At 31.9% G+C, this 14,644-nt stretch carries 12 protein-coding genes and 1 other annotated feature; all 12 genes read left to right on the plus strand.

All coding sequences use genetic code 11. The features are described from left to right. The first annotated feature begins 2 nt into the window (after positions 1 to 2). The 12 genes from B2G86_RS01785 (at position 3) to B2G86_RS01840 (ending at position 14,638) form a co-directional block, all read left to right on the plus strand. Positions 3 to 929 carry a hypothetical protein gene (locus B2G86_RS01785; protein ID WP_078356430.1) on the plus strand — a complete coding sequence of 309 codons (927 nt, stop codon included), beginning with the start codon at positions 3 to 5 and terminating at the stop codon, positions 927 to 929. Between the two features lie 96 nt (positions 930 to 1,025). After that, positions 1,026 to 2,306 (plus strand): trigger factor, encoded by a 1,281-nt coding sequence (gene tig / locus B2G86_RS01790; RefSeq protein ID WP_078356431.1) that lies wholly within the window; start codon positions 1,026 to 1,028, stop codon positions 2,304 to 2,306. Positions 2,307 to 2,428: 122 nt separating this feature from the next. After that, complete coding sequence (gene clpX, locus B2G86_RS01795) at positions 2,429 to 3,691, plus strand: ATP-dependent Clp protease ATP-binding subunit ClpX (protein ID WP_078356432.1); 1,263 nt, start codon at positions 2,429 to 2,431, stop codon at positions 3,689 to 3,691. 120 nt (positions 3,692 to 3,811) lie between these two features. Then, positions 3,812 to 4,399 (plus strand): ribosome biogenesis GTP-binding protein YihA/YsxC, encoded by a 588-nt coding sequence (gene yihA, locus B2G86_RS01800; protein WP_078356433.1) that lies wholly within the window; start codon positions 3,812 to 3,814, stop codon positions 4,397 to 4,399. Between the two features lie 74 nt (positions 4,400 to 4,473). Then, complete coding sequence (gene hemA, locus B2G86_RS01805; RefSeq protein ID WP_078356434.1) at positions 4,474 to 5,811, plus strand: glutamyl-tRNA reductase; 1,338 nt, start codon at positions 4,474 to 4,476, stop codon at positions 5,809 to 5,811. Between the two features lie 20 nt (positions 5,812 to 5,831). Continuing rightward, a complete protein-coding gene (locus B2G86_RS01810; protein WP_078356435.1) occupies positions 5,832 to 6,665 on the plus strand; it encodes a cytochrome C assembly family protein in 834 nt (277 codons plus the stop codon). A gap of 18 nt (positions 6,666 to 6,683) precedes the next feature. Further along, positions 6,684 to 7,607: a hydroxymethylbilane synthase gene (gene hemC / locus B2G86_RS01815; protein ID WP_078356436.1), complete on the plus strand. Its 924-nt coding sequence runs from the start codon at positions 6,684 to 6,686 to the stop codon at positions 7,605 to 7,607. Positions 7,608 to 7,622: 15 nt separating this feature from the next. Then, complete coding sequence (locus B2G86_RS01820; protein ID WP_078356437.1) at positions 7,623 to 8,306, plus strand: uroporphyrinogen-III synthase; 684 nt, start codon at positions 7,623 to 7,625, stop codon at positions 8,304 to 8,306. Continuing rightward, positions 8,303 to 9,286, plus strand: coding sequence for a porphobilinogen synthase (hemB, locus tag B2G86_RS01825; RefSeq protein ID WP_078356438.1), 984 nt, complete (start codon positions 8,303 to 8,305; stop codon positions 9,284 to 9,286). Before B2G86_RS01820 ends, hemB begins: the two co-directional genes overlap by 4 nt. Before the next feature lies 1 nt (position 9,287). Next, a complete protein-coding gene (hemL, locus tag B2G86_RS01830; protein ID WP_078356439.1) occupies positions 9,288 to 10,574 on the plus strand; it encodes a glutamate-1-semialdehyde 2,1-aminomutase in 1,287 nt (428 codons plus the stop codon). Between the two features lie 60 nt (positions 10,575 to 10,634). Beyond that, positions 10,635 to 11,705, plus strand: a complete 1,071-nt coding sequence (locus B2G86_RS01835; protein ID WP_078356440.1) for an AbrB family transcriptional regulator — start codon at positions 10,635 to 10,637, stop codon at positions 11,703 to 11,705. A gap of 47 nt (positions 11,706 to 11,752) precedes the next feature. Beyond that, positions 11,753 to 11,965 (plus strand) — a binding site (T-box leader). Between the two features lie 42 nt (positions 11,966 to 12,007). Then, the gene (locus tag B2G86_RS01840; protein ID WP_078356441.1) at positions 12,008 to 14,638 is read left to right on the plus strand and encodes a valine--tRNA ligase; all 2,631 of its coding nucleotides are present in this window, start codon (positions 12,008 to 12,010) and stop codon (positions 14,636 to 14,638) included. The last annotated feature ends 6 nt before the right edge of the window (positions 14,639 to 14,644 follow it).

Here is a 14,644-nt window from a genome sequence, read left to right on the forward strand (position 1 = left end):
CCTTGAGTGAAATCATTCCATTTCCAAAACTGAAAAACCAACTCATACAAAATATTAATACTGCTATACAAAAGGAACAATTTGATGAAGCGTATCAAGTGTTCGAATTATATGAACAACATTTTGCAATGGATGAAGACCTATCATTAAAAAAATGTGAAGTTTTAAAAGCGTGTGGTCATTATTTAGAATTGAGAGAAGAAGCAAGTATATTGCTAAATCAAGGGCATGACTATTATGATAAGATTGTTATTTATTTTGTAGAAAGCCTATATTATTTAGAACAATATCAAACAGTAGTTGAAATCATTAATCAAATTAAAGATGAAAATATTGAACATTCTACTAGGATGGCACTGCTCCCTATTCAAGATATGGCAAAAGACAAACTTAATCAAAGACAGTTAAAAGCATCAGAAATTTTGAGAGCATTTAAAGAAACACAATTTGAAGAACAAATTAATCTCTTAATCGACTTAATTGATAATCATTTAGGGGTGTTTAATTTAACTTTAGCTCAGATTATAGAGAATGAAACATTGCATCCCAATGTACAAAGTTTGATTTTAGAGTATTTAAGATTAAGTGAATGGTCTGCTGAAGTAAAATTCGAAAAATTAAACGAATTTTTAACTGTTAATCCTATAGAATTAGATGGCATTGAAAGAACAAATTTAAACAAAAATATAATACCTAAAGTAATAGATCAACTTGAAATTGATAGTCCTTCATCGATTGAATTAGCTAAAAGTTTATTGAATCAACATGCTATCGTAATGTATCCAATTGATTTTAGCGAGCTAGAAGATGAAACTTTAATTGCATGTTACTTGAAACTTTTATCAGAACGTTTTATTATAGACGCTAGCTACAATAGTGTTAATCAAGCAGATTGGGACAAATTCATAGATTTTATTGAAAAATTATAATGAATGTAAACACTATAGTTGAAACATCAGAAAGCTATGTTATAATTAAAGAGTTGAAAATTTATAAAATTAGGTTAATCACGGAGGTTTTTATACATGACAGCAACATGGGAAAAGAAGGAAGGTAACCAAGGTTTATTAACTGTTACGGTTCCTAAAGAAGAAGTAGATAAAGGTTTAGACAAAGCATTCAAAAAAGTTGTTAAACAAATTAATGTACCTGGTTTCCGTAAAGGTAAAATGCCAAGACCATTATTTGAACAAAGATTTGGTGTTGAATCATTATACCAAGATGCATTAGATTTCATTTTACCTGAAGCATATGGTAATGCAGTTGAAGAAGCAGAAATCAACCCAGTTGATCGTCCGGAAATCGACGTTACACAAATGGAAAAAGGTAAAGAACTTATCTTTGAAGCTACTGTAACAGTTGAACCAGAAGTTGAATTAGGTGACTATAAAGGCCTAGCTATAGAAAAACAAGATCGTGAAGTAACTGACGAAGAATTCGATAAAGCTTTAGAAGAAGCAGTTAGTCGTCAAGCTGAATTAACAGTTAAAGAAGGCGAAATCGCTCAAGGTGACGTTGTAAACATTAACTTTGATGGTTATGTTGACGGCGAAGCATTTGAAGGTGGACAAGCTGAAGGTTATGATCTTGAAATTGGTTCTGGATCATTCATTCCAGGATTTGAAGAACAACTTATTGGTCTTAAAGCTAGCGATAGCAAAGAAGTTGTTGTTACATTCCCTGAAGAATACCATGCTGAAGAATTAGCTGGTAAAGAAGCAACATTCAAATGTGATATTAACGAAGTAAAATCTAAAGAAATTCCAGAATTAGATGATGAGTTAGCTCAAGAGCTTGACGAATCAGTTAATACAGTAGATGAATATAAAGAAAAATTACGTAAAGATTTAGCAGATGCTAAATTAAATCAAGCAGAAGCAACTGAAAAAGAAGAAGCAATTACTAAAGCTTCTGATAACGCTACAGTTGAAATTCCTGAAGCTATGATTAACACAGAATTAGATCGTATGATGCAAGAATTCGAACAACGTATTTCACAACAAGGTTTAAACCTTGAATTATACTATCAATTCTCTGGCCAATCAGAAGAAGAACTTAAAGCACAAATGAAAGAAGACGCTGAAAAACGTGTTAAAACTAATTTAACTTTAAGAGCTATCGCTGATGCTGAGAACATTGAAGTTTCTGATTCAGATGTTGAAGCAGAATTGACTAAAATGAGCGAACAATTTGGATTATCTGTTGAAGATATTAAATCAACATTAGGTAATAACGATATTTTAGTTAACGACCTTAAAATTCAAAAAGTTATCGACTTATTAGTTGCTGAATCAGTTGGAGAATAATTGTTATTCGGTATAAATTAATTATAGTAGCAGAATTTTTCTGCTACTATTCTTTTTTAGTTCGTTTAATTTGAAAAAGTAAAAAACATTTAGTATAGTCTAAAAAGAATAGGGGTGTAAAAATGTTTAAATTTAACGATGGTGAAGAAAACTTAAAATGTTCTTTCTGTGGTAAAGAGCAGGATCAAGTTAAAAAACTTGTAGCTGGTAGTGGTGTCTATATATGTAATGAATGTATAGAGCTTTGTTCTGAAATAGTTGAAGAAGAATTGAAGTCACAAGAGCCAGAACAATTTACTGAAGTTCCTACACCTAAAGAAATTATGGAGCAATTAAATGATTATGTTATCGGACAAGAAAATGCTAAAAAATCATTAGCAGTAGCTGTCTATAACCATTATAAACGTGTTCAACAACCTTCAGAAAGTGAAGATGGTGTTGATTTACAAAAAAGTAATATCGCATTAATTGGGCCAACTGGTAGTGGTAAAACATTACTTGCTCAAACATTAGCCAAATCATTAAACGTTCCATTTGCAATAGCAGATGCAACTAGTTTAACGGAAGCTGGTTATGTAGGTGAAGACGTAGAAAATATACTTTTAAGATTAATCCAAGCAGCTGACTTTGATGTTGAAAGTGCTGAAAAGGGTATTATATATGTTGATGAGATTGACAAAATCGCACGTAAATCTGAAAACACATCTATAACAAGAGATGTTTCTGGTGAAGGTGTTCAACAAGCATTGCTTAAAATTCTTGAAGGTACAACAGCTAGCGTTCCGCCACAAGGTGGTAGAAAACATCCAAACCAAGAATTCATTCAAATAGATACAACAAATATACTATTTATTCTTGGTGGTGCATTTGATGGAATCGATGAAGTCATTAAACGTAGATTAGGTGAAAAAATCATTGGATTTAGTAGTTCTGGTGAAGAAATTAGTGATGAAGAGTCATTACTATCACAAATTAGACCTGAAGATTTACAATCTTATGGTTTAATTCCAGAATTTATCGGCAGAATTCCTATTGTAGCTAATCTTGAAACATTAGATGTTGATGCATTGAAAAACATCTTAACTCAACCTAAGAATGCATTAGTAAAACAATATACTAAAATGCTTGAATTAGATGACGTTGAATTACAATTTGATGAAAATGCATTAACAGCTATTAGTGAACTAGCTATAGAACGTAAAACTGGTGCACGTGGATTACGTTCTATAATTGAAGAAGCTCTTATTGATATTATGTTTGATATTCCTTCAAGCAACGATGTTAGTAAAGTAGTGATTACTGAAGATACAATTAGAGATAATAAATTACCTAACTTATTTGATAGTGAAGGTAACTTAATAAATGATGAAAAAACATCAGCATAAACTTTATTAATCTATTAGAGGCTGGGACAATATATTGTCTCAGCCTTTAATCTTTGTGGTTTGTTTAAAATGTAGCCAATATAAGATATAATAAAAGAAACAAATTTGTAGGAGAAAACAATGAAAATTAATCCGAATAACGTAGATATAATTATAAGTGCAGTTGATCCAAAGCAATATCCTGAAACTGGTTTGCCAGAGATTGCTCTAAGTGGGCGTTCTAATGTTGGTAAGTCAACGTTTATTAATACATTAATATCAAGAAAAAAAGTTGCTAGAACGTCATCTAAACCTGGGAAGACACAGACTTTAAACTTCTTTAATATAGATGAACAACTTGTATTTGTTGATGTACCAGGATATGGATATGCAAAAGTGAGTAAAAAACAAAGAGAACAGTTTGGTAAGATGATAGAACAATATTTAACGACTAGAAATGAGTTAAAATGTGTCATTCAATTAGTGGATATAAGACACAAACCGACTCAAGATGATGTATTGATGTATAATTATTTAAAACATTTTGAAATACCTACAATAATTATCGCAACTAAAGAGGATAAGATACCAAAAGGTAAAGTTCAAAAACATTTAAAAATCATACGAGAAACATTAGAGGTTGATTCTGAGGATAAATTAATAAGTTATTCTTCATTAAATAAAGATAAGACAGACAATATATGGGCATTATTGTCACAATTTATTTAAACAAAATCCTCACATTCCTAAATTAGAAATGTTATAATTTAGACATTGGACATAAATTAATGGGGGCGTTAGAAGTGCATGTTGTTGTAGTAAGCGTAAACTATAAGACTGCAGATGTTGCGATGCGAGAAAAACTAGCATTTAATGATCAAGAAATTGAGAATGCACTCGTAACACTTAGTAATAAAAAATCAATTTTAGAATGTGTCATTTTATCGACATGTAATAGAACTGAAGTATATGCTGTTGTAGATCAAATACACACTGGTAAATATTATATTCAGTCTTTCTTAGCTGATTGGTTTGACCAATCGTTAGATACGATTAAATCTTATACAAATGTGTTAACTGAGAATGAAGCAGTGGAACATTTGTTCAGAGTAACATCTGGTTTAGATTCAATGGTTCTAGGTGAAACGCAAATTTTAGGACAGATGAAAGATGCGTTTCAAATTGCACAAACTGAGGTTACAACAGGTACTATGTTTAATCGATTATTCAAACAAGCTATAACATTGGCTAAACGTGGTCATCACGAAACAGACATAGCTTCTAATGCCGTATCAGTTTCATATGCAGCTGTGGAATTATCGAAAAAAGTACTTGGCAAACTAGATAATAAGAAAGCATTAATCATTGGAGCAGGAGAAATGGCTGAGTTAGCAGTAGCTAATTTGAATGGTAGTGGTGTAAATGACATTACTGTTTTAAATAGAACTGTTGCAAAAGCTGAAGCATTAGCTATGCAATATAAAGGTGTAGCTAAAAGCATGAATGAACTACAATGTTCGTTGATGGAAGCTGATATCGTCATTAGTTCTACGAGTGCGGAACATTATGTATTAACTAAAGATATGATGAAAGATGTTGAGCGCTTTAGAAAAAATAAACCACTTGTATTAATTGATATTGCTGTGCCAAGGGATATAGATCCTGAAGTGAATGACTTAGAACTAATGTTTAATTATGATGTGGATGATTTAAACGGCCTTGTAGATGCAAATCTAGCTGAACGTGAGCAAGCAGCTCGTGAAATAGAATTGCTTATTGCTAAAGAAATTGATAAGCATGAAGAATGGGTGAATATGCTAGGCGTTGTGCCGATAATTACAGCACTTAGAGGTAAAGCATCACATATACAAGAAGAAACAATGGTAAGTGTCGAAAGAAAACTACCTGATATGACTGAAAGAGAAAGAAAAGTTATATCTAAGCATATGAAAAGTATCGTAAATCAATTATTAAAAGATCCGATAACTCAAGCTAAAGAATTATCAACTGATAAAAAATCAGCAGAAAAATTAGAATTATTCCAAGAAATCTTTAATATTACGAATGAAGTAGATCGATTAAATGATACAAAGAAAGAAATAAAAAGAAGTCAATTGTCTCCTAACACAGTTGAAACTTAATCAAAATATATGGTGATGCTATGCAAGATGTAATTGCGGTACGTTTGCATGAAATTGTCTTAGTTATTTACATGATTTGTTTAGGGTGCTATTTCTATGACTTTATTCAAAAAAATTCTAAAGTAAGAAAGCTTGGGTATTATGCACTGGGGATTGTTTGGATTTTTCAAACAATCTTTTTGTGCATGTATATTGTTACAACAAAACAATTTCCAATCTTGACGATATTTGAAGGATTTTATTTTTATACATGGATGATTATTACAGTTTCATTAGTTTTAAACTATTTTAAATCAACGGATTTAACAGTCTTTATTATTAATTTAATTGGATTTGTATTTTTAGTTATTCATACATTTAGACCTGAGCAATATGATACGGAAAATACGGCATCTAATATTATGAATGAATTACTATTAATACATATTTCTTTAGCTATATTAAGCTATGTTCTGTTTGCATTGAGTACATCACATGCAATTTTATATTTACTCCAGAGAAAAAATCTAAAAGAGAAAAAGTTCAATCAAAAGTTCTTTAGAATAGGTAGTATTGAACAACTAGAGCAAAATGTTTTTAGATTTTCTTTAATAGGATTTTTAGTGTTACTTATTAGTTTAATATTAGGTATACAATGGGGCTTAATTATAATTGGTAGTGAGATATGGATAGATATGAAAGTGATCGGTTCTTTAATTGTTTTACTACTTTATGGTGTTTATTTATATTTAAGAGTAAGAAAATCAATCAATACTAAAACGTTAGTAATAGCGAATATTATGATATTTTTAGTGTGTATGATAAATTATTTGGTGGTCTCAAAGTTTTCGGGATTTCATCAGTGGTTTAATTAAACAATAATGGAGGAAGTTATGCGTAAAATTATTGTAGGTTCTAGAAAAAGTAAATTAGCAATGACACAAAGTCAGCAATTTATAGATAAATTGAAAGAAAAGCATCCAGATTTAGATATCGAAATTAAAGAAATCGTAACTAAAGGCGATAGAATCGTCGATGTTCAATTGTCTAAAGTTGGTGGTAAAGGTTTATTCGTAAAAGAAATACAACAAGCATTATTTGATCATGAAATAGACTTTGCTATTCATTCACTTAAAGATGTGCCTAGCGAATTGCCGGAAGCATTAACGCTTGGATGTATTCCTGAGAGAGAAATTCCTTTTGATGCATATATTGCTAATAATCATGTTAAACTTGCAGAATTAAAGCCAGGCAGTATTGTTGGTACTAGTTCTTTAAGACGTGGTGCCCAAATTTTAGCTAAATATCCTCACTTAGAAATCAAATGGATTAGAGGGAACATCGATACACGATTGAAGAAATTAGAAACTGAGGATTTTGATGCTATAATACTTGCTGCTGCAGGATTAAAGCGCATGGGTTGGAGCGAAGATATCGTTACTGAATATTTACAAGAGGATACAATGGTTCCAGCAATAGGTCAAGGTGCATTAGGTATAGAATGTAGAAGTGATGACAAAGAATTATTAGATATTCTAAAATCTGTGCATGATGAAAAAGTGGAAACGTGTGTAACATGCGAAAGAACATTTTTAAATGAAATGGATGGAAGTTGTAAAGTTCCAATTGCAGGTTATGCAACAAAAGATGGCAATGAAATTTCATTTACAGGATTAATTATGTCACCTGATGGTAAAGAAAGATATGAATCTACAAAAGTAGGTACCGATCCAGTAGAAATCGGTAAACAAGTATCTGAAGAATTAAAATCCCAAGGTGCATATGAAATTATTAAGAAATTAAATGAAGAAGCATAATAAGGAGTAGTTAAAATGAAGCCGATTATAGTGGTTACGAGTACAAGAACTGTTCAACGTGAAGACGTAGAGATTCGACATTATCCATTTATAGATATTGTCCCTATCCAATTTGAACAGTCTTGTTTAAAACCCCACTATGATTGGCTTATTTTTACGTCTGTAAATGCTATTAAAATTTTTGAACCATATTTACCAAAGATACAAGTTAATCATATTGCAGTAATTGGTTCTAAAACGAAAAAAATAGCTGAAAAACTTAATATACCTGTTGATACAATGCCGGAAACATTTACGCAAGAAGGCATGTTAAATGATTTTAAAGACAAACTTTTTAATCAATCTGTATTGATACCATGCAGTAAACAAGCAAGAGATAAATTAACAACTCAGTTATCTGAATGGAGTAATCAAGTTCAAAGGCTGAATATATATGAGCCAGTAACAAATACTGATAATGTTCATAAGGTGCATGAACTAATTACAAACAATAAAGTTACGCATATAACATTTTCAAGTTCTTCAGCAGTTTCAAGTTATTTTGAAACCTACAAAGAAATTGGTCATGGCGTAGAAGTATATGCAATTGGAGAAATCACTCAACAAAAATTAAATACATATCATCAAACTTCTAAAATAGCTTTAGAATCTACTTTAGAAGATATGATAAATACAATCTTGAAAGAGGTAAAATTATGAAATTTGATAGACATAGAAGATTAAGATCATCACAATCAATGAGAAATATGGTAAAAGAAACGTATGTTCATAAATCTGATTTAATATATCCTATATTTGTGATTGAAGAAGATAATATTAAAAATGAAATCTCATCAATGCCTGGGATTTATCAATTGAGTTTAAACCTGTTAGAAGAAGAATTAAAAGAGGCATATGACCTAGGTATTCGAGGTGTAATGTTCTTTGGAATTCCTAATGAGAAAGATGCTTGTGGTACTGGTGCATTTATCGATGATGGCATTATTCAAAAAGCGACTCGTTTATCTAAAAGTAAGTTCCCAGATTTATTAGTTGTGGCAGATACTTGTCTTTGTGAATACACAGATCATGGTCATTGTGGTGTGATAGATGAAGCAACAAGCGATGTAGATAACGATAAGTCATTAGAATTACTTGTTAAAACAGCTGTTTCACAAGCGAAAGCTGGAGCAGACATTATTGCACCAAGTAACATGATGGACGGATTTGTAGCTGAAATAAGAGCAGGACTTGATCAAGCAGGATTTATTAACATGCCGATTATGAGCTATGGTATTAAATATGCATCTAGTTTTTATGGTCCTTTCAGAGAGGCTGCAGAAGGTGCGCCTTCATTTGGTGATCGTAAAACATATCAAATGGACCCGAGCAATCGCTTAGAAGCATTTAGAGAATTAGAAAGTGACATTAAAGAAGGTTGCGACATGATGATTGTTAAACCTGCTTTAAGTTATTTAGATATTATAAGAGATGTGCGTAACCGTTCTGACTTACCTATTGTTGCGTATAACGTAAGTGGCGAATATAGTATGACAAAAGCAGCATCACTAAATGGCTGGATAGATGAAGAGAAAATTGTTATGGAACAAATGACTTCAATGAAACGTGCTGGAGCAGACATGATTATTACTTATTTCGCAAAAGATATTTGTAAATATCTAGATGGAGGAGACTATTAATATGAGATACGAACAATCAATTGAAGCATACAAAGAAGCAGTAGATTTAATGCCTGGTGGTGTAAATAGTCCAGTTAGAGCATTTAAATCTGTAGATACACCGCCGATATTTATGGATCACGGTAAAGGATCAAAGATATATGATGTAGATGGTAATGAATATATTGATTACGTATTAAGTTGGGGGCCTTTAATTTTAGGTCATTCTCACGAAAAAGTTAAAACAGCTTTACACGCAGCGGTAGATAAAGGAACTTCATTTGGTGCTTCTACAGAGCTTGAAAATAAAATGGCACAACTCGTAATTGAACGTGTTCCATCTATTGAGATGGTAAGAATGGTATCTTCAGGAACAGAAGCAACATTAGCAGCATTACGACTTTCAAGAGGTTATACTGGCAGAAATAAAATATTGAAATTTGAAGGTTGTTATCATGGACATAGTGATTCATTACTAATCAAAGCTGGCTCTGGGGTAGCAACTTTAGGATTACCAGACTCTCCAGGCGTACCTGAAGGCACTGCGAAAAATACAATAACAGTTCCTTATAATGATATTGATGCTGTAAAAGTGGCTTTTGAACAATTTGGTGATGATATCGCAGGTGTTATTGTAGAACCTGTTGCCGGTAATATGGGTGTAGTACCACCAGTAGAAGGTTTCTTAGAAGGTTTACGTGATATTACTAAAGAATATGGTTCTGTATTAATCTTTGATGAAGTTATGACAGGATTTAGAGTAGGATACAATTGTGCACAAGGGTATTTTGGTGTTACGCCTGACTTAACTTGTCTAGGAAAAGTTATTGGTGGAGGATTACCGGTAGGTGCTTTCGGTGGTAAAAGAGAAATTATGGAAGAAATAGCGCCAGTTGGTAATGTTTATCAAGCAGGAACACTTTCAGGAAATCCATTGGCTATGACGAGTGGCTTTGCAACTTTAAGTGAGCTAACTGAAGATAGTTATAGCTATTTTAATGAATTAGGAGATTTACTTGAAAAAGGTCTGAAAGATGTGTTTTCTAAACATGAAGTACCAATAACAGTTAATCGTGCTGGTTCAATGATAGGTTATTTCTTGAATAAAGGTCCAGTTACTAATTTTGATGAAGCTAATTCATCAGATTTAGAAATGTTTAGTAATATGTATAGAGAAATGGCTCAAGAAGGTGTATTCTTGCCACCATCACAATTCGAAGGTACTTTTTTATCAACAGCTCATACTAAAGAAGATATAGAAAAAACAATTCAAGCATTTGATACAGCACTATCTAGAATTACAAAATAACAATTATATCCTCAATTTATATTTTTAATAATGGTATAATTTTACATGAGGTGTTAATTGATGCATAGAAATAAACAGAACATAATAATTGTAAGTTTGCTAGCTATAATACTTGGCTTTATACTCCAAAGCATTCATATGATTTTACCTTGGTTATTTGGTCCGATATTTGCTAGCATTATCGTTATAAAATTGATGAAACGCTCGATTAAATGGCCGAATTGGTTAGGTAATATAGGATTACTCATTTTAGGAGTTCAAATGGGTTCTACTTTTACACTTGATGTACTTCATGATATAAAAGATGAATGGTTGCAGATTGTATTAATGTCAGTATTTATCATATTACTCGCTTTAATTATATCTATAGTCTTTAAAAAGATAGCCAATGTTTCATTTGAAACAGCATTATTAAGTGCAATCCCTGGAGCTCTAAGCCAAATGGTTGTTATGGCGGAAGAAAATAAAAAAGCAGACTTACTCATCGTTACACTTACTCAAACATCACGAATTATGTTTGTTGTAATCTTAGTTCCTATTATTTCTTCAATATATGGTAGTAATGGTTCAAGTTCTAGACAAATTGATGCAGCACCTTCCATATTTTCAGTTTTAGATTTAACTGGATATATTACGTTGATTGTAGGAATAATTATTTTATTTTTATTATTCTACAAGATTAAGTTTCCTGTTCCTCACTTACTTGCACCAATTTTTGTTCTTCTTACTTGGAATTTATATACTGAACAGGTTTTCTCTTTAGATTATCAGTTGATTATAATTGCTCAAGTGTTATTCGGAATAAGAATAGGGGTTCAAATATCTGATTTAATAAATAATCTGACTAAAAAGACTGTGTTTGCAATAGCATTCCAAAATGTCTCGTTAATACTTGGTGCTTTTATACTTGTGTTTATTTTTGATCTTTTTATTGATGACAATATTAATGACTTGTTTTTAAGTGCTGCTCCAGGTGGAATGGCACAAATTATAGTAGTTGCGCTTGAAACTGGTGGAGATGTCGCAATGATTTCAAGCTATCATATTTTTAGGATATTTTTTATACTTCTAATTATTTCACCATTAATAAAGGTTTTCTTAAGCATAAGGTCTAAGAAATACGGTAATTAGTACTTTCAATATTGACTTATATTGAAAGTGCTTATATTATTAAAGTAATTAAATATTTAACAAGGAAGAGTAAATCATTGATTATTTGAAGAGAGTGTATGGTTGGTGTGAATACATATTAATGATGATTGAAGGTAGCCTTAATTTGAACGTTAATTGAAACTAAGTAGATTAATGCGTGTGCGAGCGATAATCGTTAAAGTGCAATATAAGAAATTATATTGAATTTAGGTGGTACCACGGTTTAACCCGTCCTATTCATTTAGGACGGGTTTTTTTATATTAAAAAGGAGTGATAAATAATGGAAATGGAACCTAAATATAACCCTAAAAAGGTTGAAGAAGGCCGTTATCAACATTGGTTAGAAAATGATTATTTTAAACCAAGTGAAAATAAGGACAAAGAAACGTATACGATTGTTATTCCGCCTCCAAATGTAACTGGTAAGCTACATTTAGGTCATGCATGGGATACAACTTTACAAGATATTTTAACTAGAATGAAAAGAATGCAAGGGTATGATACTTTGTATTTACCTGGTATGGACCATGCAGGTATCGCAACCCAAGCTAAAGTTGAAGGCAAATTAAAAGAACAAGGATTGACTAGACATGATTTAGGTAGAGAAAAATTCCTTGAACATGCTTGGTCATGGAAAGAAGAATATGCAGACTTTATTCGTGCACAATGGTCTAAGTTAGGCTTAGGTTTAGACTATAGTCGTGAACGTTTTACATTAGACGAAGGATTATCACAAGCAGTTAAAAAAGTGTTTGTTGATATGTATAATAAAGGTTTGATATATCGTGGAGAAAGAATTATTAACTGGGATCCACAAACTAAAACAGCAATTTCTGATATAGAAGTTATACATGAAGATATATTAGGGCATTTCTATCATATTAAGTATCCGTTTAAAGAAGGAGAAGGTGCTATTGAAATAGCAACAACACGTCCTGAAACGATGCTTGGAGATACTGCAATTGTTGTTAATCCAAACGATGATCGATATAAACACTTAATAGGTAAATCTGTTGTTTTACCAATTATTGGTCGTGAATTACCAATCATTGGTGACGATTATGTTGATATTGAATTTGGTAGTGGAGCAATGAAAGTAACACCTGCTCATGATCCTAATGACTTCGAAATTGGTGAAAGACATCAACTAGAAAAAATTAACGTTATGAATGAAGACGGTACAATGAATGAGCTTGCTGGTAAATATAATGGTTTAGATCGTTTTGAATGCCGTAAGCAATTAATTGAAGATTTAAAAGCAACTGGAGAGTTAATTAAAGTTGAAGAACATGAGCATTCAGTTGGCCATTCAGAAAGAAGTGGGGCAGTAGTTGAGCCTTACTTGTCTACTCAATGGTTTGTGAAGATGGAACCTCTAGCTAAACAAGCTTTAGATAACCAAGATACTGAAAATCGTATTAATTTTGTTCCAGACAGATTTGAAGGTACATTTAATAGATGGATGGAAAACATCCGCGACTGGACAATTTCTCGACAACTATGGTGGGGTCATCAAATTCCAGCCTGGTATCATAACGAGACAGGTGAAACATATGTAGGAGAAGAAGCGCCAGAAGATATTGAAAATTGGACTCAAGATGAAGATGTTCTTGATACATGGTTTAGTTCTGCATTATGGCCGTTTTCTACATTAGGATGGCCAGACGAAAACAATGAAGACTTTAAACGTTATTATCCAACTAACACATTAGTTACAGGTTATGATATTATTTTCTTCTGGGTATCGAGAATGATTTTCCAAGGGCTTGAATTTACTGGACAAAAACCATTCAATGATGTCTTGTTACACGGTTTAGTAAGAGCTGAAGATGGCCGTAAGATGAGTAAGTCATTAGGTAATGGTGTTGACCCAATGGATGTTATAGACGAATATGGTGCGGATAGCTTAAGATACTTCTTAGCTACTGGTTCATCACCTGGACACGATTTACGTTATTCTACTGAAAAAGTTGAAGCTATTTGGAACTTTATCAACAAGATTTGGAATGCTTCTCGTTTTAGTATTATGAATATTGGTGAATCATTTAAGTTTGAAGATATAGATTTATCAGGTGAAAAATCTGTTGCTGATGAATGGATTCTTACACGATTAAACGAAACTATAGCAAATGTTACAGATTTAAGTGATAAATATGAATTTGGTGAAGTTGGTCGCGTACTTTATAACTTTATTTGGGATGAGTTCTGTGATTGGTATATTGAAATGAGTAAAATACCAATGAACGGTGAAGATGAGTCTAAAAAACAAATGACGCGTTCAGTATTAGCTTACACACTGGATCAAACAATGAGAATGTTACATCCATTAATGCCATTTGTAACAGAACATATATGGCAAGCTCTACCTCATGAAGGAGAAACAATCATAAACGCTTCATGGCCAGAAGTTAAACCAGAATTATCAAATGAAAACAGTAAAGTTTCAATGCAATTGTTAGTTGAAATTATTAAATCTGTAAGACAAGCTAGACGTGAAGTGAATACACCAATGTCTAAAGAAGTGCCAATTCATATCGAAGCAAAAGACGAAAAAGTTAAAGAGCAACTTTTAGATAATAAAGATTACTTAATGCGTTTTTGTAATCCAAGTGAGTTAATTATCGATACTTCTATAGAAATACCTGAAAAAGCGATGACTGAAGTTGTATTTGGTGCTACAGTGGTGTTACCATTAGAAGGATTAATTGACATGGATAAAGAAATAGAAAGACTTGAGCAAGAACTTAATAAATGGCAAAAAGAATTAGATCGTGTTAATAAAAAATTGAGCAATGAGAAGTTCGTTGCTAATGCACCTGAAAAGATTATTAACGAAGAGAAAGATAAAAAAGTTAATTATCAAGAAAAATATGATGGTGTACTAGCTAGAATTGAACAATTGAAAGGCTAGGAAAGC

This window comes from Mammaliicoccus fleurettii (genome assembly GCF_002018435.1).
Lineage (GTDB): Bacteria > Bacillota > Bacilli > Staphylococcales > Staphylococcaceae > Mammaliicoccus > Mammaliicoccus fleurettii.

Excerpts from the sequence above, each read along its gene's own strand:
- tig (WP_078356431.1), top strand. The coding sequence starts at position 1,026 with ATGACAGCAACATGGGAAAAGAAGGAAGGTAACCAAGGTTTATTAACT.
- B2G86_RS01840 (WP_078356441.1), top strand. The coding sequence starts at position 12,008 with ATGGAAATGGAACCTAAATATAACCCTAAAAAGGTTGAAGAAGGCCGT.
- B2G86_RS01810 (WP_078356435.1), top strand. The coding sequence starts at position 5,832 with ATGCAAGATGTAATTGCGGTACGTTTGCATGAAATTGTCTTAGTTATT.
- hemC (WP_078356436.1), top strand. The coding sequence starts at position 6,684 with ATGCGTAAAATTATTGTAGGTTCTAGAAAAAGTAAATTAGCAATGACA.
- B2G86_RS01820 (WP_078356437.1), top strand. The coding sequence starts at position 7,623 with ATGAAGCCGATTATAGTGGTTACGAGTACAAGAACTGTTCAACGTGAA.
- B2G86_RS01835 (WP_078356440.1), top strand. The coding sequence starts at position 10,635 with ATGCATAGAAATAAACAGAACATAATAATTGTAAGTTTGCTAGCTATA.
- clpX (WP_078356432.1), top strand. The coding sequence starts at position 2,429 with ATGTTTAAATTTAACGATGGTGAAGAAAACTTAAAATGTTCTTTCTGT.
- yihA (WP_078356433.1), top strand. The coding sequence starts at position 3,812 with ATGAAAATTAATCCGAATAACGTAGATATAATTATAAGTGCAGTTGAT.
- hemL (WP_078356439.1), top strand. The coding sequence starts at position 9,288 with ATGAGATACGAACAATCAATTGAAGCATACAAAGAAGCAGTAGATTTA.
- hemB (WP_078356438.1), top strand. The coding sequence starts at position 8,303 with ATGAAATTTGATAGACATAGAAGATTAAGATCATCACAATCAATGAGA.